At 36.1% G+C, this 19,289-nt stretch carries 20 protein-coding genes; 8 read left to right on the plus strand and 12 right to left on the minus strand.

Annotated features, from left to right (window positions below):
* Position 1: 1 nt before the first annotated feature.
* The 6 genes from kaiC to hmpA form a co-directional block, all read right to left on the minus strand.
* On the minus strand, positions 2-1,681 hold the full coding sequence (gene kaiC / locus DCO46_RS06185; protein ID WP_116751694.1) for a circadian clock protein KaiC: 1,680 nt from the start codon (positions 1,679-1,681) through the stop codon (positions 2-4).
* Between the two features lie 182 nt (positions 1,682-1,863).
* Positions 1,864-3,108 carry an RNA polymerase sigma factor gene (locus tag DCO46_RS06190; RefSeq protein WP_116751695.1) on the minus strand — a complete coding sequence of 415 codons (1,245 nt, stop codon included), beginning with the start codon at positions 3,106-3,108 and terminating at the stop codon, positions 1,864-1,866.
* A 302-nt stretch (positions 3,109-3,410) separates the two neighbouring features.
* Positions 3,411-3,746: a YciI family protein gene (locus tag DCO46_RS06195; protein ID WP_116751696.1), complete on the minus strand. Its 336-nt coding sequence runs from the start codon at positions 3,744-3,746 to the stop codon at positions 3,411-3,413.
* Between the two features lie 105 nt (positions 3,747-3,851).
* Entirely contained in the window at positions 3,852-4,304 is a 453-nt protein-coding gene (locus DCO46_RS06200; protein WP_116751697.1) for a carboxymuconolactone decarboxylase family protein, read from the minus strand.
* A gap of 128 nt (positions 4,305-4,432) precedes the next feature.
* The gene (locus DCO46_RS06205; protein ID WP_116751698.1) at positions 4,433-5,080 is read right to left on the minus strand and encodes a hypothetical protein; all 648 of its coding nucleotides are present in this window, start codon (positions 5,078-5,080) and stop codon (positions 4,433-4,435) included.
* 427 nt (positions 5,081-5,507) lie between these two features.
* Entirely contained in the window at positions 5,508-6,719 is a 1,212-nt protein-coding gene (gene hmpA, locus DCO46_RS06215) for an NO-inducible flavohemoprotein (protein ID WP_116751700.1), read from the minus strand.
* Between the two features lie 259 nt (positions 6,720-6,978).
* Here hmpA and DCO46_RS06220 point away from each other — a divergent pair, with 259 nt between their 5' ends.
* From DCO46_RS06220 to DCO46_RS06230, 3 genes are all read left to right on the plus strand, one after another.
* Positions 6,979-7,413 (plus strand): PepSY-like domain-containing protein, encoded by a 435-nt coding sequence (locus tag DCO46_RS06220; RefSeq protein ID WP_116751701.1) that lies wholly within the window; start codon positions 6,979-6,981, stop codon positions 7,411-7,413.
* A 386-nt stretch (positions 7,414-7,799) separates the two neighbouring features.
* A complete protein-coding gene (locus DCO46_RS06225; RefSeq protein ID WP_116751702.1) occupies positions 7,800-9,254 on the plus strand; it encodes a glycosyltransferase in 1,455 nt (484 codons plus the stop codon).
* 100 nt (positions 9,255-9,354) lie between these two features.
* The gene (locus DCO46_RS06230; RefSeq protein ID WP_116751703.1) at positions 9,355-9,684 is read left to right on the plus strand and encodes a hypothetical protein; all 330 of its coding nucleotides are present in this window, start codon (positions 9,355-9,357) and stop codon (positions 9,682-9,684) included.
* A gap of 39 nt (positions 9,685-9,723) precedes the next feature.
* Here the strand turns inward: DCO46_RS06230 and DCO46_RS06235 are convergent, their stop codons facing one another.
* The 4 genes from DCO46_RS06235 to DCO46_RS06250 form a co-directional block, all read right to left on the minus strand.
* Positions 9,724-10,230 (minus strand): hypothetical protein, encoded by a 507-nt coding sequence (locus DCO46_RS06235; protein ID WP_124019545.1) that lies wholly within the window; start codon positions 10,228-10,230, stop codon positions 9,724-9,726.
* A 34-nt stretch (positions 10,231-10,264) separates the two neighbouring features.
* A complete protein-coding gene (locus tag DCO46_RS06240; protein WP_116751705.1) occupies positions 10,265-10,708 on the minus strand; it encodes a DoxX family membrane protein in 444 nt (147 codons plus the stop codon).
* 175 nt (positions 10,709-10,883) lie between these two features.
* Positions 10,884-11,534 (minus strand): HD domain-containing protein, encoded by a 651-nt coding sequence (locus DCO46_RS06245; protein WP_116751706.1) that lies wholly within the window; start codon positions 11,532-11,534, stop codon positions 10,884-10,886.
* A 99-nt stretch (positions 11,535-11,633) separates the two neighbouring features.
* The gene (locus DCO46_RS06250; RefSeq protein ID WP_116751707.1) at positions 11,634-12,491 is read right to left on the minus strand and encodes a helix-turn-helix domain-containing protein; all 858 of its coding nucleotides are present in this window, start codon (positions 12,489-12,491) and stop codon (positions 11,634-11,636) included.
* Between the two features lie 254 nt (positions 12,492-12,745).
* Here DCO46_RS06250 and DCO46_RS06255 point away from each other — a divergent pair, with 254 nt between their 5' ends.
* The 3 genes from DCO46_RS06255 (at position 12,746) to DCO46_RS06265 (ending at position 15,448) form a co-directional block, all read left to right on the plus strand.
* The gene (locus tag DCO46_RS06255) at positions 12,746-13,324 is read left to right on the plus strand and encodes a TetR/AcrR family transcriptional regulator (protein ID WP_116751708.1); all 579 of its coding nucleotides are present in this window, start codon (positions 12,746-12,748) and stop codon (positions 13,322-13,324) included.
* Positions 13,325-13,397: 73 nt separating this feature from the next.
* The gene (locus DCO46_RS06260) at positions 13,398-14,219 is read left to right on the plus strand and encodes an SDR family NAD(P)-dependent oxidoreductase (protein ID WP_116751709.1); all 822 of its coding nucleotides are present in this window, start codon (positions 13,398-13,400) and stop codon (positions 14,217-14,219) included.
* A gap of 14 nt (positions 14,220-14,233) precedes the next feature.
* Positions 14,234-15,448, plus strand: coding sequence for an MFS transporter (locus DCO46_RS06265; RefSeq protein WP_116751710.1), 1,215 nt, complete (start codon positions 14,234-14,236; stop codon positions 15,446-15,448).
* Positions 15,449-15,538: 90 nt separating this feature from the next.
* Here the strand turns inward: DCO46_RS06265 and DCO46_RS06270 are convergent, their stop codons facing one another.
* On the minus strand, positions 15,539-16,429 hold the full coding sequence (locus tag DCO46_RS06270) for a DMT family transporter (RefSeq protein ID WP_116751711.1): 891 nt from the start codon (positions 16,427-16,429) through the stop codon (positions 15,539-15,541).
* Between the two features lie 26 nt (positions 16,430-16,455).
* Positions 16,456-17,097, minus strand: coding sequence for an FMN-dependent NADH-azoreductase (locus DCO46_RS06275; protein WP_116751712.1), 642 nt, complete (start codon positions 17,095-17,097; stop codon positions 16,456-16,458).
* Between the two features lie 78 nt (positions 17,098-17,175).
* Between DCO46_RS06275 and DCO46_RS06280 the strand changes: the two genes are divergently transcribed.
* Both DCO46_RS06280 and DCO46_RS06285 read left to right on the plus strand, forming a co-directional pair.
* Entirely contained in the window at positions 17,176-18,639 is a 1,464-nt protein-coding gene (locus tag DCO46_RS06280) for a PLP-dependent aminotransferase family protein (protein WP_116751713.1), read from the plus strand.
* A 176-nt stretch (positions 18,640-18,815) separates the two neighbouring features.
* Positions 18,816-19,286, plus strand: a complete 471-nt coding sequence (locus tag DCO46_RS06285; protein WP_116751714.1) for a MarR family transcriptional regulator — start codon at positions 18,816-18,818, stop codon at positions 19,284-19,286.
* The last annotated feature ends 3 nt before the right edge of the window (positions 19,287-19,289 follow it).

Genomic DNA, 19,289 nt, shown 5'->3' on the forward strand with positions numbered 1-19,289 from the left:
TTTACTGTTTTTTTCTGTTAGAAGACAATTTTTTCTGTAATTCTTCTGTGGCTTTCAGGATACTTAATTCATCTTCTGCAGATTCAAACTCGGTTTTAAGTGCTTCTATATTAGCTTCCAAAACTTTACGTTTTCGCTCAATTTCCCTGTCTTTTCGGCTTATTTCGTTTTGTAATTTAATATCCGAAATGGTTTTTTTGAACTGGTGTGACGTTCTCGCTGCACCTGTCAATATTCCCTGCGGGCCCAGTTCTACATCCAGTAATTCAATTCCTTTGTTGGTAATAACAAATTCCCTTACCTGGTTAGAATGCCCCATACCTCTTGATTTTACAATAAAGATTCCACGGTTTCTTTCCCCGATTCCTTCCATATCGCGTACCGTAATCCAGGTGTCAACCAATGAGGATACGGATTCTTCTGCAAGATCCGGTCTGAAATTTTCAGTTTGTTTATTTAAAGACGTAAAAAGTGCCGTAATATTGTTCGCTTTCAGCATATCTATAAGCCTCACCAGCATTGATTTTACCTCGTGCTCGCTTCCTACAGAAATTAAATTACTGATCGGGTCAATAATAATGGTAGTAGGTTCAAACTCTTTGATTAATTTTCGAAGTGTAAGCAAATGCAGTTCAAGACCATTAAGCGAAGGCCTTGACGAGTGAATCTGTAAAGTGCCATTATCTAAAAATTTCTGCAGGTCAACGCCGATTGATTTCATATTTCGAACCAATTGCTGTGGTGATTCCTCAAAAGCAAAATAGATGGTTTTCTCCTTATTTTTACATTGCTGGGTAGCAAAATAACAAGCGATGGTAGTTTTGGCAGTTCCGGCAGTTCCGGAAACCAAAATATTGCTTCCGCGGTAATAACCTCCGCCCTGAAACATACCGTTTAATCCTTCTAACCCTGTCGAAACCACTTCTGAAGAAACTTCGTTGTCCAGTTTCAGGGACGTAATAGGAAGTACGGAAATACCGTTTTCATCAATAAGAAACGGGTATTCGTTTGTACCATGAGTAGATCCCCTGTATTTTACAATTCGGAGCCTTCTGGTAGAAACCTGTTCAATAACACGGTGATCCAGTACTATTACGCAGTCAGAAACATACTCTTCCAGTCCCTGGCGGGTGAGGGTAGCTTCTCCGCGTTCTCCTGTAATAATTGCCGTTACGCCTTTTTGTTTCAGCCAGTGAAATAATCTTCTCAATTCAGCTCTCAGTATCGCCTGATTATCAAGTCCTGCAAATAACGATTCTATAGTATCCAGAACGACACGTTTTGCTTTAATCGAATCAATCGCATAACCTAATCTGATGAATAATCCATCCAGATCATATTCGCCTGCTTCCTCAATTTCAGATCTTTCGACTCTGACATGATCGACTACTAATTTTTTATCTTTTTTAAGTTTTTCCAGGTCAAAGCCCAGTGATTTTACATTTAAAGTAAGGTCATCGGAGGGTTCTTCAAAAGACATGAAAACTCCGGGTTCGTTATACTCTGTAATTCCTTTTATAAGGAATTGCATGGATAACAATGTTTTTCCGCAACCGGCACCGCCGCAGATTAATGTAGGTCGTCCCGAAGGAAATCCACCATCAGTAATCTCGTCCAGACCGTCAACTCCCGTAGGGGTTTTTGGAAAAATAAAACTATGTGATTTTGTTTGTTCTTGCACGATAAAATATATTCTGTTTACTCAAATATACGTTTTCCTGCGAAATTTTCAATTAATATTTATTAAAGATTTAACAGCTGTTTAAAGAAAATTAAAGCTTTTTTAGAAAGATTGGCAATGAATTTATGTTAATGCAACGATTTGATGTGAAAACATGATATTTGGTTCGCTATATTAAATTTTTACTGCTTATTTAGGTTCAGTTGCTCAATATTTTTGCGAATAACATTTTTGTCCGAAGCCGTTTTCGCTAAATCAAGGGCTTTTGCAAACGCCTCTGAAGCCCTTTGTTTATCAGAATCAGCATATAAATTTCCGAGAAGCGAATAATAAAAGTGATTTTCTGTTAAATTAAGTTTTTCAGCCTCAATGATAGCTTCTTTTTTGCCTTTTACTTTAGACAAAGCATACGTCCTGTTTAAAGCAACGATGGGCGAATACTCTAAAATAATGAGATTATTATACAGTTCCAGGATGTGGTCCCATTTTTCAATACTATCTTCTTTAATCGTATGCCAATACGCAATTCCGGCTTCGAGATGGTATTTGGAAAGTTTATTTCCCGTTGAAGAACGGCTCAGGAAATAAGCTCCCCTTTCTATCAGTTCCTGATTCCAAAGGGACTGATCCTGATCTTCATATAAAATAATTTCCCCATTTTCTGATGTCCGGGCTTCAAATCTGGAAGAATGAAAACACATCAGGGCCATCAAAGCGTTGGTTTCGGGCAGATTGGTGTTGTTGTTTTGAATCAGTAAAAAAGTAAGGCGCATGGCCTCTGCGCAAAGATCTTTTCGTAAAGTAGTATTTTGTGAAGTAGAGTAGTAGCCTTCTGAATACAGAAGATAAATGGTTTTGAGCACCGTTTGAATCCTGTCTGTTACCTGAGAGCTGCTGGGGTTTTGTATTTTTATATTTTCTTCTTTGAGTTTTTCCTTAGCACGGTTGATTCTTTTATAAATTACTTCTTTGTTCGAAAGAAAAGCATCGGTAATTTCATTTACTCCAAAACCACATAATAAATTGAGTGCCAGCGCAATTTGTGCTTCATCAGAATTACACGGATTACAGACCGTAAATATCATGGCAAGCTGGCTGTCTGCAATATTCTGTTCTGATAAATCAATGTCGATTTCGGGATTATTTAAAGGCGAATTGTATTTGATTTCGGCAGCAATTTTGGTTTCAAAAACAGTATTTCTCTTCAGGTAGTTTTTGGTTTTATTTTTGGCGACTGTATAAAGCCATGCGGTTGGATTTTCCGGAACTCCCTTTATAGCCCAGGTTTCTGACGCTGCCAGAAAAGTATCACTCACAATATCTTCGGCAATTTCAATATGATGAATGCCAAATAAACTGGAAAGAACTGAAACTATTTTTTGATACTCGGTTCTAAAAAGGTTGGGGATAAGTTCTTGGTTGTTCAATCTTTTGATGTTTTAAGTTTCAGGTTTGAAGTTTCAGGTTTCAGGTTTCAGGTTTCAAGTTTCAAGTTTCAAGTTTCAGGTTTCAAGTTTCAGGTTTCGGGTTTCAAGTTTCAGGTTTCGGGTTTCAGGTTTCGGAATTTGTCATCCTGACGAAGGAAGGATCCCACACAAGAAACTCCGCAATCAAAATTAACAGTTTTCTGTCAGGACAAACTACGGGTAAAAAAATATCTAAACTTCAAATTCCAATTTTCAGGAAATTGGAATTTGGAATTTAAAAAATTGGATTTAAAAAAAAGAATCTAGAACGCCATTCTGATTTCTACGTTTCCGCCAAAGTTCAAAACCGGGCAACCTTGTGCAATAGCTGCAGCTTCATCATAATCTTTGGCTTTTACAATAATCAGTCCGCCAATAGATTCTTTGATTTCAACAAAAGGACCATCTGTAATTCCTTTGGAGCTTACCAGTTTTCCCTGTCCGTCCCAACGCTGCAAAGGTCTTGCTAACTTATCCTGGGCTGCCAGACCGCCAAACCAGTTTTGCCATTGCTGCAAATGCTGCTGCAGTTCTTCCGGAGAAGGCTGTGCTTCTTTTGATATAAAATCTCTTCTGAAAATCAACAAAAATTCATTCATTTTTTATGTTTTTATAAGTTTATCAATTTGCATTTTAAAAAGAAAAGCTGTTTTTATTCCACTATAAATTTAATGTTTTACCGAATAAAAACAGCTGTTTTTTATTTATCCGAATTGCCCGACTCTGTAAGTTCCCGGAGTATTAGGGAAAGCCAGGTTAAAACGGTTCCATGTGTTAATAGTTGTGATGACAAGAGTAAGATCGATTAACTCTTCATCTGAAAATTCCCCATGAGCAAGATTGTAAATATCATCCGGAACATCACAGGCTGTTACTGCTTCTGCCCATGCAAGAGCCACTCTCTCACGTTGTGTAAAATAAGGAGTTTCTTTCCACGCACTGATTCCTAATAAACGCTGGATGTCTTCACCGTGAGCCAAAGCTTCTTTTGAGTGCATGTCTAAACAATAAGCACAATTGTTGATTTGTGATACTCTGAAATCTATTAAATCTACAAGAGATTTCTCAAGAGTAGTTTTTTTCAGATAACCTGTAATTCCAAATAATGGAGCTAATGCTTTTTGACCTTTTTCGAATACATTAATTCTGGTTTCCATGTTGTATAAATTTAAATGTTTATACCTCAATAACAACTGAACTTTTGGAATTGGACAAAAAAATAAAAAAATATTTTTTTTTTTTGAAAGCAGATAAAAGGCAAGGTTTACGGGATCTGGAATAATGCTTAATTCAGTATCAAATCTATTTTTTTAGAAAGCCTGTCGGCTAACTCAGGCGCATTTTTAAGACTATTGTTCATAATCCACGGAGTAAGTTTTCCGTGTTCAATAATTTCTTTTTTAGAATATACCAGACTAAAATAAAGAGTCAGGTCAAGTGGGTCTGTGGGCAAAGCTTTGTTTTTCTCCTCCGCCGGAATATCTTCATAATAATATCGTGAGGTGTTTAAATCGGGATATTTGCCCACTAAATAATCATTTAGCATATAACTCGGCCCTTCACCTTTATATAAATCGTCTCTTAAAATTGGTGTAATTAATTTCTCCTTTACGGTTTTCTTCAATTTCTTATAATCAGATGAAGTTGTAGAAAAATCACCCTGTACAAGTTTATATTTTTCAGATAATTTTCTAATCACAGAAAACCGTACAAAATCACCATTGATTTCAATTACTTTAAAAACAAAATAGTGAGTGGTAAAACTCTGGCTTCCGTTTGAACCTCTTTCGCTGCTGAAAATAAAACTTCCAACCTGCAACTGATGCTCCTTGCTATTGATTGCTTTTTTCCAGGCATAGGGTTTGTAAATAAATTGTCTGACAACAAAAAAGAAAGCGATAACCAATAATGCAGTAATAAAGAATGTTTTCATATTATAAATGGCGTTTAGGAAATATCTGTAAGTAAAATTCAAATTAATTAATGGCGATTCAAAATTATTTATAGAAAACTTTGAATTTATGAATCAGTTATAAGTGCTTTTTTACTAATTGATATAAAATTATTTATGGCAAAAAATATTTTCAGAGTTTATAATTTATATCATTTAGTATAACTCAAAAAAAAACCTCCATAAAATGAAGGCTTTTTTGTTTTATTTTCTGTTTGAAAATATAAAAAATGAAAACAGATTCGAAATCAGTCCGGCAACGATCCAGGAGCGCATCCAGAAAAATAAAAAATTAGATCTGTCTGCGCAATTTATACTAGCCAGGGTAAAAGTAATAAAAAAGGTAGTAGTAAGATTTTGCAGAAACTGAGTTACATATTTTCTTTTGTATAATCCGGCAATCTTCACCTTAATTCAAATTAATAAGTTGCGGGCCAAATTCTTCGTAGAAAATATTGGCCTGATTAACATTTAGGTTGATCAGTGCTTCGTATTGTGTTTTGATAAACATTTCAGGGCCACAGATATAAAATTTTGCTTCTTCCAGTAATATGGCTTCTTTGCATTTATGAAGGTCAACGCGCCCTTTTATGATCTGATTGGAAGTTTCGTCATGACTTTCTACCTTATCATAAAACGTAAAAGTTTCCAGATGCTGCGCTTCTTTTTTGATATCAATAATCTGATTTTTAAAAGCATGAACCGATTCATTTCTGCAACCGTGAATCCAGATTGTTTTTTTATTCTGAATAGAGCTCAGATTTGTTTCCAGCATACTCAGCATAGGGGTAAGACCAACACCACCGCTAATTAATACCAAAGGATTTTTGGAATCTTTTTCTAAATGGAATAATCCTGCCGGAGATGAAATGGAAATCACATCGCCTTCTGATTTTGAATGTAAAGTATTGGAAACAAACCCGGACGGATTTGGTGCAATACCGCTTTCTCTTTTTACCGAAATCCTGTAATATTCAGCATTAGAAGCGCTTGATAAACTATATTGTCTTGGCTGTAAAAGATCTAATTCGGGAACGAAAACCTGAACGCTTATAAACTGGCCGGCATGAAAATCGGCAATGGCTTTTCCGTCTTCCGGATAAAGATAGAATGATTTAATTTCGGTTGATTCCTGAACAATTTTTTTGATGATGAATTTTCTCCATCCGTTCCAGCTTCCCGGTTTTTCTATATTTTCTTCATACAACCCTTTTTCAAGATCAATCATAATTTGCGCCAGCTGATAAAAAGCAACAGTCCAGGCATCAAGTATTTCCTGCGTTGCAGCTTCACCAACCACTTCGCCGATAGAAGCGATAAGATGTGTTCCTACGATTTTATATTGATCAGGCTGAATGTTCAGGCTTCTGTGTTTGGTACCGATTCCTTTCAAAACACCAATTAAAACACCAGGGTTTTCAATGTTTTCGGCGTAAGCCAGAACGGCATTTGCCAAAGCGGATTTTTGTCTTCCGTTGGCCTGATTTCCCATATTGAACATATTTCGCAATTCGGGATGAGCCTTAAACATTCTGGCGTAAAAATAATTGGTCAGGTCTTCACCGCTTTCTCTTAAAATTGGAATGGTAGCTTTGATAAGCTCTTTCTGATAGGTATTCATATTGTGATATTTATATTAGGATTTAAATATTGTGGACGGTAATAATAATAAAGCGCTTTAAAATTTTTACTTCCACAAATTTAGACCAGTACCAAAACGCTATTTTATGACTCAAATCATAAGAAGGAAAAAAAATGCATTAAAGTGAGATCAGGATCTGTTTGATTATAAATGATTTAAATTATAAAGATTTCTTAAAATGATTTGTAAATATTTTCTTATGTTATAAATTAGTGAGGATAATTTTAAAATTCAAACCATGAAAATAAGAATCATTAGTGCTGCACTATTGCTGGGTTTTGCAATATCGGCCAACGCACAAAAGAAAATTACAGTCACAGAGCTGCCGCAGCCTGCGCAGGATTTTCTGAAAAAACATTTTAGCAATTCTGAAATTGCAGTTGTAAAAAAAGATGCCGAACACGGCGAAAAAGGATATGAAGTGAAACTGAAAGACGGAACAGAAGTAGAGTTCTGGAAAGATGGTTCGTACCGTGAAGTCGATGGCGGCGACAAACCGATTCCGACTGCTTTTATTCCGGCGGCTGTAAAAGATTATGTGGCAAAAAATTATCCGAACGAAAAAATCACCCATATTGATTACGGTCACAAAGACCTGGATGTCGATCTGACAAACAAAATTGACCTTGAATTTACTAAAGAAGGAAAATTTATAAAAGGTGAAAAAGACTAAAACATTGAAAGACATAAAGTTTCAGTTGATTTCTAAAAAAAAAGGAAAATAGGATTATACTATTTTCCTTTTTTTGTCGTTATAAATGAACAAATTTTAAACGCCTTTTTTGATTCTTTAAAAAAGGAAAAATAACAGCCGTGCCACTTCAAAACAGCTGTATTTACTAGTAAACCGGAGCACCGAATACACACAAAAGTTGTATAAACATTGTACAAGTGTATAAACTTTATACACTCTGAAATCTCCCGAATTATCGTAAAACGCTCATAACGTACTTTGTAGTACAATGGCACACCCATTGCTAAATTGATTTGTGTAAAATCCTGTCATCAGGAAAAATTTAATAAAAGCCATACAGATACAAATCAATAAGAAAGTGCAATATGAAAAGTGAAACAATTATTTCAGACCAATTTTATACTACAGCCGACAATATCAATACTAACAACGAACTTTCTATAAACAGTTCCATTTTTCGTGTTAACAGCAAATCAAAAACATCAGAGAAAGAAAAAACTTCACGCTTAGGGGCTATTGTACTGTCAGGTACTTTTGCACTAATGCTGGGGGGAGCTTTTATGGTATTTCAGTTTCAACCCGATTTTGACCAGTTTCATATCGACAGATTGAATTCACCTGTTGGATTTTCTTTTTTAATTTTAGCCGCAGCTTTGTTTATCTTTCAGAGCGGGGTTTTTCTATACAACTTATATCTTTTCTTTCAATACAAACCAATTGAGTCTGTTTCAGACGAATTGCTGCCAACGTGTACCGTTATAGTTCCGGCTTATAATGAAGGTAAACTGGTTTGGGATACTTTATTAAGTCTTGCAGACAGTGATTTTCCGGAGCAAAAATTACAAATTCTTGCTATTGACGATGGTAGTAAAGATGATACCTGGTACTGGATGCAACAGGCAAAACTGAAATTAGGAGACCGTTTAACGATTTTTCAACAACCGGAAAACGGAGGAAAACGTCACGCACTTTACCGTGGATTTGAATTGGGTACAGGAGAAATCTTTGTAACCGTAGACAGTGATTCAATCGTAAAAAAGGATACTTTGAGAAATTTAGTGAGTCCTTTTGTAGTGAATAAAAAATGTGGTGCAGTTGCCGGAAATGTTCATGTTTTGAATAATAAAAAAGCAATACTTCCTAAAATGTTAAACGTAAGTTTCGTCATGAGTTTTGAATTCATGCGTTCTGCCGAAAGTCAGCTGGGTTCAGTTCTGTGTACTCCCGGTGCAGCCGCAGCTTACCGCAGAGATGCTGTAATGAGCTGTCTGCCGGAATGGATCAACCAGACCTTTATGGGACAGCCATCTGACATTGGTGAAGACCGTGCGATGACGAATATGATCCTGAAACAGGGACTTCATGTGTTGTTTCAAAGAAATGCTTATGTTTTGACAAACGTACCGGAAGATTACACCGGTTTATATAAAATGTTCATCAGATGGAGCAGAAGTAATGTACGTGAGAACCTGATGATGGCTAAATATGTTTTTAAAGACTTTAGAAAAGAATCTAAATTTGGTGCAAGACTTTTGTTTATTAACCAATCGTTAAAAATCATTTTAGCTTATCCCTTCCTGATTTTTATGTTGATTTTTATTGCAACCCATCCGTTGTTGTTTTTAAGTTCAACTCTATTAAGTATATTAATTGTATCTACTTTTCCAGTACTTTTTTATGCGAAAAGATATAGCGTATCAGAAGCTTTCTGGGCTTATTCGTACAGCATTTTTTATACTTTTAGCTTATTCTGGATAACGCCTTATGCCATTGTAACTGCCAATAAAAGAGGATGGTTGACCCGTGGGTTGACAGTCTGATTATGATATAATTCAGAATGCCTAGAAATTAATTTGTTGTAAACTCCTGTTCATCTGAACAGGAGTTTTTTTTGTTTAAAATAAATGGGTAATTTTAGATATGCTGAAAATTGCAGAAAAAGATATTCGGGTAATTGCTGATTGTATCGGGATTCCATTTTTACCTTCACTACAGGGTGAAGGGAAAGTATGTTTTGCAACGAATGCAGAAATAAGGCCTGAATTTCTGGAAAGTTTTAATGAAAGACATATTCTGGCTTATGTTTCCGGTTATCTCAATGCCAACGGAAACAGAATAACCGGTCTTGTAAAAATACCTTTTCCCGAAAATGCGGATTACTTTTGGAAATTGGTTAAAAAAAGAAATCAGGAAAATTTATTTGATTTGAAAGAGGCTGATTTTGAGATACTTTTTTTCAAAAATAAATAATCTCAAAAGCCCATCAAATCTGATGAGCTTTTATAAAACCTACATTTTATAACTAATTCCAAACATAAATTTTGATGTATTACTTTCAAAGTCATATGCCGGCATTGACCATAAAGTCGATGAAAGTTTTTTAACTGTAAACCTGAAGTTGGGCCCGACGCCGTGAAATCTCCAGCCAGTAAGACCAAAAGTAAAGAGATCTGAATACTGATGAAACAAATTGACTTTGTACAGATAATTATCTTTACCACTGCCCAATTCTCCCAAAACAAGCAGTGATGTCTTTCCTTTTAATTTCCAGATACTGGCACTGTAACGGGGAGAATTTGTTCCTTGTTCAATACCGGCACTTCCCCCAATGCTAAAAGTATTTGTCGGAGAATATTTGACCCCAATCAAAGCTTCGCTCCATTTTTGTTCTACAAGCCCAAAAAAAGTTAAGGATATTTTGTCTGTTATTTTTGCTGCTCCCGAATAATTAATGTTTGGTTCTATATTGCCGTTTTCGGTATATCTGCCGTAAGTTTCAAGCTGTGCCTTCGCCAAAAAAGGAATTATAAATAATAAAACACACAAATAATTATTCCGCATCATGTGCAAACAAATTGTCCAGACTCCAGTTATAAACCGGTATTGTAGCCAGCAAAAGACTTCCTGAACAGGTAGAAAATACAGCAAAGTTCAGTGGAGCTTTTATTCCTAAAAAAGTAGTCATTGCCAAAGCAAAGATCAGGGTCAATAGACAGCTTGCCATTGCTGCCTGACGTGTTTTTAATCCGGCAATAAGCAAAACCCCGATTATAGCTTCTGCTGCGGTGGCAAGGCTTCCCATGATTTCAACTGCAGGTCTGTCCAGAAACGGCATTAATGTCGCGGTGTAATTAATAAAGTTATTCCAGTTTCCCCATTCGATATTTCCTCCCATTGGACCCAAAAGACCAAGTCTGTCTGATACTGTCGAAATAAATCCGATTCCTAACGCAAGACGTAATAGAAGCTGCGGTGTTTTAAATGAATTTTTCATGTCTTTATTTTTTTAATTGATTTATTGGACAAAATTAAATCTATTCTGGACTGCTATTATATTCCAGTTTTGATAAAATATACAGCCCAATAGAATTTGATAAATGAATTGTAAAAGCAAAAAAACCGAAGTCTGGCTAAACTTCGGTTTTTAATAACATGTTGTTATAGAGGTTTTATTCTTTCCAGGGCGAATGTAAAATACAATCACAGAAATTTTTACGGTGAAAATTTGGAATCATGTAAGCACAAACATCCGCTTTGATATTTCCAAAAGTAGTTTCTGTTTTATGTTCAAAACCACTGAAAAAAGTGGGGATTATATTCTTTTTAAAATCATTGCGTGGAAAAGCGTCAAGAATAGCTATTCTGTTCTCATCACTAAGATGCTCGTAACCTTCACCCATAACATCTAGGCCAACTCCGGAATACATGAGTGCTACTTCCGGTTCTTTGTGCTCTGCGATTCCAATAGTGGTATGCAGTGCAATCGTGTCCCAGACTAATTGTAAGGATTCTTTTGGCAATCCGTGGCTTTTTAGGAAATTGCGGGCAGCGTTGGCACCGTCTACTTCAAAACGAAGATCTGTACTGCTGTAGTGTTTTGTTAAACCCAAATCGTGAAAAACAGAAGCTACATACAATAACTCTTCATCGTATTTTAGCTCTTTTCTTTTTCCGTTTAAAGAAGAAAAAAGAAACACACGCAAAGAATGATTGTAGATAAATTCTGTTCCGTGTTCTAATAAAAGTTCTGTAGCCTGATGGGCGATAGCACTATCAGGAATAGTGATTCCTGCAATTGTTTTTAATTTGTTTACTGACATGATTGTTTGTTTTTTTCAAAGGTATCACTGTCATAGAATTTGTAAAATGCCAAATTCCGTCAAGCACATGTTAAAAACGACAATCTGATTTGTAACGTATTAAATTCCAATATTTAAGAAAAGGGAGCGGTAATCGTTGGGTGATACCTGAGTGTTCTTTTTAAAGAAATGACTAAACTGGTCCGGTGTTACAAAATTTAATTCAAAAGCAATCTCTTTAATGGGATTCGAAGTAAACTGCAGGGATCGTTTTGCCTCGGCTATAATTTGTCCGTTTATTAATTCTTTTGCCCCTCTGTCACTGCAACGTTTGGATAAATCAGTTAGTTTGCGTGCAGAAATCCCCAAAAGCCTGGCATAATCGGCAACCTCGCGTGAGGTTTTATAATTCTTGCTAATCAGTGCTAAAAACTGTGCATAGAGTTGGTTTTCATAACTGTCAAATCCTTTTGCAAGCGAATGATTAACATTGGCAATTTTTATCATGATAATTTTAAGGTAAGCCGCCATTGCATCGAGCTGATTGATGTATTCCTCTTTCTGGTATTCATACAATAAAAATTTAAAAACAGCACTTAATTCCTCATGATCTTCCTTATTCAAAGGGATCGTCTGGTTGGCAGAGGCATCATTAAACAAGACCGCTTTGCAGTTATTGGCACTGGAGGGCGTTCTTTCCCAAAAACAGTCACCAAAACTAAGTTCATATCCTGTAAAGGTAGTTTCAGATTTAAAACGTATCAATTGGCCTTTTGCAATCAGAAACAGCATGTTACCCTTAACCTCAAAAGTTTCATCATCAATTAAAATTTCTCCCTTTCCGGAATTAAGCAGCAAAATACGGTTATAAGTAAGGCGATAAACAGGCAGATTGCTGTATTCCTTATTCTCAAAAAAATGAATAGAGAAGGAATTTTTAATCTCTTTTTCTACAAGCAAATCAGATAAGGAAAGCATAATTACTCTGTTGAAATGATACAGCAAAGGTAATCAGAAATTGTCTTTTAATGAGTTTTGTTAATTTTTAAAAACACAGGCCAAAATTTTTGTAAATCTAAAATATCTCGTTAAAGCCCGTAAAATGGCATTAAACTTTTATTTTAAAGGTGAATATAAAGGCATTTTAAACCATTCAGTTTAAAATAAAAGTTAAAATATTTTTTAATTTAGACCGAACGGTCTTATATTTGCAGAGTCAAAATGAGAAGATCATGAGTAAAGCAGAAAGAACACGACAATTTATTATAGAAGCAGCAGCTCCTATTATCAATAAAAAAGGGATGGCGGGAACTTCTATGTCTGATATCATGGAAGCTACGAAGCTGGCTAAAGGGGGAATCTACGGAAACTTTGAAAGCAAAGAAGAAATTTGCATGGAAGCTTTTATGTACCTGAGATCACAATTGGCAAATAAGTTGGATTTGGCTGTTGGCAAAGGGAAATCGGCTCAGGATAAGCTTTTTAATTTACTGGATGTTTATAAAAACGACCAGAGTATGATGGAAGGCTGTCCGATACTAAATTTCGGAACAGAAGCAGATGACACAAATCCTGTAATGAAAGAACAGGTAAAAAAAGCAGCTTATTCTGCCCAGAAAAGATTCTTCAATATACTGGAAAACGGAATCAAAAATAACGAATTGTCATCAGCCGTGAATCCGGAAGAATTCAGCATCAAGATTTTTGCAATGGTAGAAGGTGCCATATTATGTGGAAAATTAGTTGGGAATCAACAAATGGCAATTGTGCTGGAAAGTATCAAAGAGGATTTTAAAAGATATGTGTTATAACATATTTTTTTTACCAATTTTTAGACCGAACGGTCTATTTTAAATAAAAGTTTAATAATTAAATATAATCAGAATGTCAAAAGTAATTTTAATAACAGGAGCCACTAAAGGATTTGGAAGAATCTGGGCAGAAGCATTTTTAAAACGTGGGGACAGAGTAGTGGCTGCCGGAAGAAACACCGAAGCACTTAAAGATCTTAAAACCCAATATGGAGATTTGGTGTTGCCAATTCAACTGGACGTAAACGACCGAAAAGCGGCTTTTGAAGCTGTAAATAAAGCAAAAGAACATTTTGGAAGAATAGATGTCCTGATCAACAATGCCGGTTATGGTTTGTTTGGAGCAGTTGAAGAAACGTCTGAAGAAGAAGCAAGAAACCAGATGGAAACTAATTTTTTCGGCGTGCTTTGGTTATCTCAGGCGGTATTGCCTGTTATGCGCGAACAAAAAAGCGGTCATATTATTCAGGTATCGAGTTTCTTAGGATTGATAACACTTCCGGTTCTCGGACTTTATAATGCCTCCAAATTTGCAGTAGAAGGTTTAAGCGAAACACTTGCATCAGAAGTTAAGGGTTTTGGAATCAATGTTTCCTTGGTTGAACCTAACGGTTACACTACAGACTGGTCGGGAGAATCGGCTTTTCAAACCAAAAGTATGTCAGTTTATGATCCTGTAAAAGCAGGTTTTAACGAAGCGGTAGCAACTCCGGGAATATTCGGAAAACCGGAAGCAACGGCTCCTGTTATCCTGAAACTGGTAGATGCAAAAGAACCGCCTTTGAGATTATTACTGGGTTCATTTGCTTATCCGGCAGTAACAAAAGTATACGAAGAACGTCTTGAAAGCTTTGCAGAATGGAAATCCGTTTCTGATGAAGCGCACGGGGCATAATTATAATAGAAAAAATGAAAACTTTACAAGAAAACCACAAGGGCTTTAGTACTATACTCGCCCTTGCACTGATCCCATTATCCGGTTTTGCAACAGATATTTATTTGCCGTCGCTTCCTGCCATGGCAAGTGATTTGCACGTTTCGGCAGGAGCTGTACAACTATCGCTGGTACTGTTTATGTTTAGCGTTGGGGTAAGCCAGTTTTTTATCGGCAGCATATTAGACAGTTTCGGAAGATATAAGATAGGTGTTGCCTCACTGGCCTTATTTTCTTTGACCAGTTTTGTTATTGCACTCGTTCCTAATATCTATGTGATATACGCTATGAGAATCATTCAGGGAATTACTATTGCACTTATCGTAGTAGGAAAACGAGCTTATTTTGTTGATCTCTTTTCAGGCGAAAAACTAAAAAGTTATATCAGCCTGTTTTCAATTATCTGGGCGTGTGCGCCTATTATGGCACCGTTTTTAGGCGGATACCTGCAAAACAGTTTTGGGTGGAGATCTAATTTTTATTTCCTTGGTGTTTTGTCATTGGCTTTTGTGATTTTAGAATTAATTTACAGCGGAGAATCTTTAAAACATTATCAGCCATTCAAACTAAAATCAATTGTAGAAACTTATTCAGGAATGCTCAGAACAGCTGATTTTACATTAGGTCTTATTATTATCGGAATCTGTTTTGGTATCGTGATTGTGTACAGTTTGTCAAGTCCTTTTATTATCGAACGTGTTTTAGGATATTCTGCCATTACTACAGGTTATAGCTCTTTATTGTCCGGATTTTCTCTGATGACAGGCGGAATTATCGCAAAATCACTGATCAAAAAACCGTTGGCTCAAAAAGTAGGAACGGCATTTGGGATACAGATAATTCTGGTTTTGTTGATGATTTTCACGGCTTCTTATACCAGCAGCCTTTATACGCTGATCGGGTTTATAATCGGAATTCATATTGCCGGAGGTTTTATTTTTAATATTGTGTATGCCTATTGTTTAACCCGTTTTTCAAAAAATGCCGGTGTAGCAAGCGGACTTACAGGCGGTGTGATGTATATGATCAGTTCTGTATTCAGCTATGGATTTACGAATTTATTCGAAGTAAAAAGCCAGTTGTTGCTTGGTGCGGCAGATCTTTCTTTGCTTCTGATTGTTACCGTTCTGTTTATGATTTTTAACACTTACAGAGCAAAAAGCCTGGCATTGAATGTCATTAAAGAATAACAAAATCTCTTTTCTTTCCGATGAATTTTGTATTCATTAAAAAGTCCCGTTTCTTAGACGGGACTTTTTAGTTTGGCATTAACCGGAAAATCAACTTCTTTTTTGCTCAATGTTCATTGCCACAATGGCTGACAGGATTAAGATAACACCCAGCCATTGCAGGAAATTAACGGGTTCTTTAAGCCAGATATACGCCATTAAAATGGTAACAGGTATTTCAATCGCAGCAATGATAGCGCCGAGACTTATGCCTGTTAGCGGCATTCCCCGTGTAAAAAGCAAAGGCGGAAGTACAGTTCCAAACAAAGAAATCAAAACTCCCCAACGCAGAAAAACAGAATATGAAAATTCCTGATTCAGAGAAGAATTAAAAATCAGGGAAATAACAATTAATCCGCCCAAAATCATAAAAAGGCTTCTTCTTAACGGAGGAGAATTAATTTCAATATTATTAGACGAATACATCGTAGCCGTATAAGAAAGTGCAGCCAAATTTCCCCAGAGAAAACCTTCCCAGTTTATCGTTACGGATTCTTTTAGCAGGTTTGTAGCCAGAATTGTTCCTGCCAGAATGACCAAAACAGATACGATTTTGCGTAATCCCGGCGTTTTTTTATGAACGATCATTTCTACAATAACCCCCATCCAGACCGTTTGCATCAACAGCACAATAGCGACACTTACCGGAATAAATTTGACAGACATATAATAAAAAACACTGGTTAAGCCCAACGATGTTCCGGCCATCATAAGCCTTAGAATGCTTTTTATGCCTGATGATGCCGTGTTTGACTCTGGATTTCTTTTGCTAAATAATGTCAGTATAAAAAGCCCTGAAAAACCAAGACTAAATTGCGAGAGGGTTACTTCTGCAGTGGTAAAGCCTTCCTGATAAGCCATTTTTACAAAAGTAGCCAGCATGCCATAACTGGAAGCTCCTAATGCTATAAAAAGACTTCCTTTGAGTGCATTATTTTTCATGATTTTAAAAATTTACGAATCTGATTTTAAATCAGTTTCAGGTCTATTAAATCCCTGACATTCTGATGTGCCGTTTCTACAGTCTTTTTAAGAACTTCCTGATCAAATGAAGCACCGTCTACCGTAATCTGATGAACGTTGTGAATTCCCATAATCCCAAAAACAGTTTTTAAGTAAGTACTCTGAAAATTCAGATGTCCATTAGATTCTCCTTTTTCATAATCCGAAGCACCTCTTGAAAGCAGCAGCACCATAGTTTTGTTTTCGAGCAGCCCGACATACGGATTTTCAGCATTCTCCGGATTTACGGTAAAGGTTTCATTAAACCGGAAAACCTGATCGATATACGCTTTTAAGGCACTTGGGACAGACCAGTTATACATTGGCACTCCCAAAACGATTATATCAGCCTCACGTAATTCTGATATGTAGACATTGCTGGATTTCAGGATTTCGTTATCTGCTTCGGACCTGTCTTTTTCAGGTTTTTGGGTGGCATTTACCCAGTTTTCGCTAATGTGTGAAACAGGCTCATTTCCCAGTTCCCTGTAGGTTATTACAGGATTATCATAACTTTTTTTCCAGTGGGTGGTAAAAACTTCGGTGAGTTTTCTGCTGTGCGAATTAAGCGATCGTATGCTTGAATTCACAACTAATACTTTTTTCATTTTTAAATAATTTTCGTCAAAAGTATCGTGGTTTTGGATTAAATTTGTATACCAATTTTTATTAAAACTACAGCCCAGATGTTGCCGTATAAATCTTTAATCCAGATCGACCGAAAGATACCTGTAACCATTTACATTCAGGTTTGTAATAATTTTATTTCCCTGATTACCAATGGTACTTTGCAGCCTTCGGATATGCTTCCGAGTTCCCGTATTCTGGCAGAACTGATTGGTATAAACAGGAATACCGTAAAACTGGCTTACGAAGAATTAATCAGCCAGGGCTGGGCGGAATCGGTAGAACGAAAAGGTGTTTTTGTGCTTTCTAAGCTTCCGGTTATTTTAAAAAACAATCTTCCTGAAAAGAATAAAAGCAGCGATCAGAAAGAGTCTTTTGTATGGACCAATACTTTTAAAAATGCCGTTCCGAGCCGAAATCTTCAAAAACCGGTTTTGGCAATTGATGATGGCTTCCCCGATGTACGACTGGCTCCGGTAGATCAGTTAATGCGCGAATACAGAAGTCTTTCGAGAAAATTCTACGGAAAAAATTTCCTCAAGTACGGAAGCTCAAAAGGATCAGAACACCTTCGGATTTCACTTTCAGGTTATCTTTCGAACACAAGAGGGTTGGCAGTTTCTCCAGAAAATATACTGATTACAAAAGGAAGTCAGATGGGGATTTACCTGGCGTCTCAATTACTTTTAAGCCCTTCTGATACGATTGCAGCCGGGGTATCAAATTATACATTTGCCGATGATACTTTCAGGCATTGCGGTGCAGATTTGCTTCGTATTCCCGTTGATTTAAACGGACTGGACATTGATTATCTTGAAGAAATTTTGCTTCACAAAAAAATAAAAGCAGTTTATGTAATTCCGCATCATCATTTTCCGACAACCGTGACCCTGAGCATGGAAAGAAGATTAAAACTCTTAAAACTGGCCAAAGAATACCGTTTTGCCATTATTGAAGACGACTACGACTTTGATTTTCACTATGATAATAAACCTTATCTGCCATTGGCAAGTATTGATCATAATCACAATGTTATCTACATTGGTTCGATTTCCAAAACTTTTGCACCGGCATTGCGGATTGGTTTCATGACAGGACCTCCTGCTTTTATTAACGCAGCGGCATCATTAAGAGAATTGATAGACAAACAAGGAGATACTTTACTGGAAGATGCTTTTGCCGTGATGTTTAATAATGGTGAAATGGACAGGCATTTTAGGAAATCATTAAAAATATACAAACAGCGCAGGAATCTGTTTTGTACTATATTAAAATCTGATTTTAAAGATAGTATCGAATTCACCACTCCCCAAGGCGGACTTGCCGTCTGGTCTGTTTTTAATGAAAAAACAAATTTGGTAAAAATGTCTCAAGAAGCCGGAAAAAAAGGTCTTTATATCGATAACGGCAGTTTTTACAAAAATGAATCCTTCTCAAATAATGCCATGAGAATGGGTTTTGCTTCGCTTGACGAAAAAGAAATAGTCCAGGCGCTTGGTATATTAAAACAAGTATTATTTTAGATTACTGGGCTACCTCTTATTTTAGAATTGGTATATTTTGTATCGGTTTTGTTGCTTTAATTTTGCTGAAAAGAAATAGGAATCTATATTTTAAATCAGATGAATTCAGCAATAGAAAACGAAAGCCTTCTTACTATTCTAAATGAATTTTACCACGCACTCAAAAAAATACAGCTATGAAGATAGAAGAGATAATTCGATCGACTATAGCATTACCTGTTAGCAGGAAAATTTTACTGAATATTATTTACACTCAAAATAGTATTTGTGAGCGTTTTAATGAGATATTAAAACCCTACGATTTGTCTTCCGAACAATTGAATGTTTTGGAAATACTGAATGACCAAAACGGGATACCCGCGAATATGTGTGTAATTCAGGAAAAAATGATAACCAAAACAAGCAACACGACACGACTGGTAGACAAACTGCTCCTGAAAAAACTGGTAAAAAGGGAAGTGTGTACTGAAAACAGAAGAAAAATAGATGTATTTATTACCCCAAAAGGAATTGAATTCGTTAATGAAATAAAGCCTAAAATTAGTGCTCTTGAAGAAAAAATGGCACATAATTTAAGTCCGGATGAACTGGATAATCTCAATTTACTTTTAGAAAAATACAGAACAAAAATTAATATCAAATCATAAAGA

It is taken from the genome of Flavobacterium sp. HTF (genome assembly GCF_003105115.1).
Taxonomy (GTDB): Bacteria; Bacteroidota; Bacteroidia; order Flavobacteriales; family Flavobacteriaceae; genus Flavobacterium.

Coding starts and splice junctions, on each gene's coding strand:
- DCO46_RS06195 (WP_116751696.1), bottom strand. CDS start 3,746: ATGAATGAATTTTTGTTGATTTTCAGAAGAGATTTTATATCAAAAGAA.
- DCO46_RS06200 (WP_116751697.1), bottom strand. CDS start 4,304: ATGGAAACCAGAATTAATGTATTCGAAAAAGGTCAAAAAGCATTAGCT.
- DCO46_RS06205 (WP_116751698.1), bottom strand. CDS start 5,080: ATGAAAACATTCTTTATTACTGCATTATTGGTTATCGCTTTCTTTTTT.
- hmpA (WP_116751700.1), bottom strand. CDS start 6,719: ATGAATACCTATCAGAAAGAGCTTATCAAAGCTACCATTCCAATTTTA.
- DCO46_RS06220 (WP_116751701.1), top strand. CDS start 6,979: ATGAAAATAAGAATCATTAGTGCTGCACTATTGCTGGGTTTTGCAATA.
- DCO46_RS06225 (WP_116751702.1), top strand. CDS start 7,800: ATGAAAAGTGAAACAATTATTTCAGACCAATTTTATACTACAGCCGAC.
- DCO46_RS06230 (WP_116751703.1), top strand. CDS start 9,355: ATGCTGAAAATTGCAGAAAAAGATATTCGGGTAATTGCTGATTGTATC.
- DCO46_RS06240 (WP_116751705.1), bottom strand. CDS start 10,708: ATGAAAAATTCATTTAAAACACCGCAGCTTCTATTACGTCTTGCGTTA.
- DCO46_RS06245 (WP_116751706.1), bottom strand. CDS start 11,534: ATGTCAGTAAACAAATTAAAAACAATTGCAGGAATCACTATTCCTGAT.
- DCO46_RS06250 (WP_116751707.1), bottom strand. CDS start 12,491: ATGCTTTCCTTATCTGATTTGCTTGTAGAAAAAGAGATTAAAAATTCC.
- DCO46_RS06255 (WP_116751708.1), top strand. CDS start 12,746: ATGAGTAAAGCAGAAAGAACACGACAATTTATTATAGAAGCAGCAGCT.
- DCO46_RS06260 (WP_116751709.1), top strand. CDS start 13,398: ATGTCAAAAGTAATTTTAATAACAGGAGCCACTAAAGGATTTGGAAGA.
- DCO46_RS06265 (WP_116751710.1), top strand. CDS start 14,234: ATGAAAACTTTACAAGAAAACCACAAGGGCTTTAGTACTATACTCGCC.
- DCO46_RS06270 (WP_116751711.1), bottom strand. CDS start 16,429: ATGAAAAATAATGCACTCAAAGGAAGTCTTTTTATAGCATTAGGAGCT.
- DCO46_RS06275 (WP_116751712.1), bottom strand. CDS start 17,097: ATGAAAAAAGTATTAGTTGTGAATTCAAGCATACGATCGCTTAATTCG.
- DCO46_RS06280 (WP_116751713.1), top strand. CDS start 17,176: ATGTTGCCGTATAAATCTTTAATCCAGATCGACCGAAAGATACCTGTA.
- DCO46_RS06285 (WP_116751714.1), top strand. CDS start 18,816: ATGAAGATAGAAGAGATAATTCGATCGACTATAGCATTACCTGTTAGC.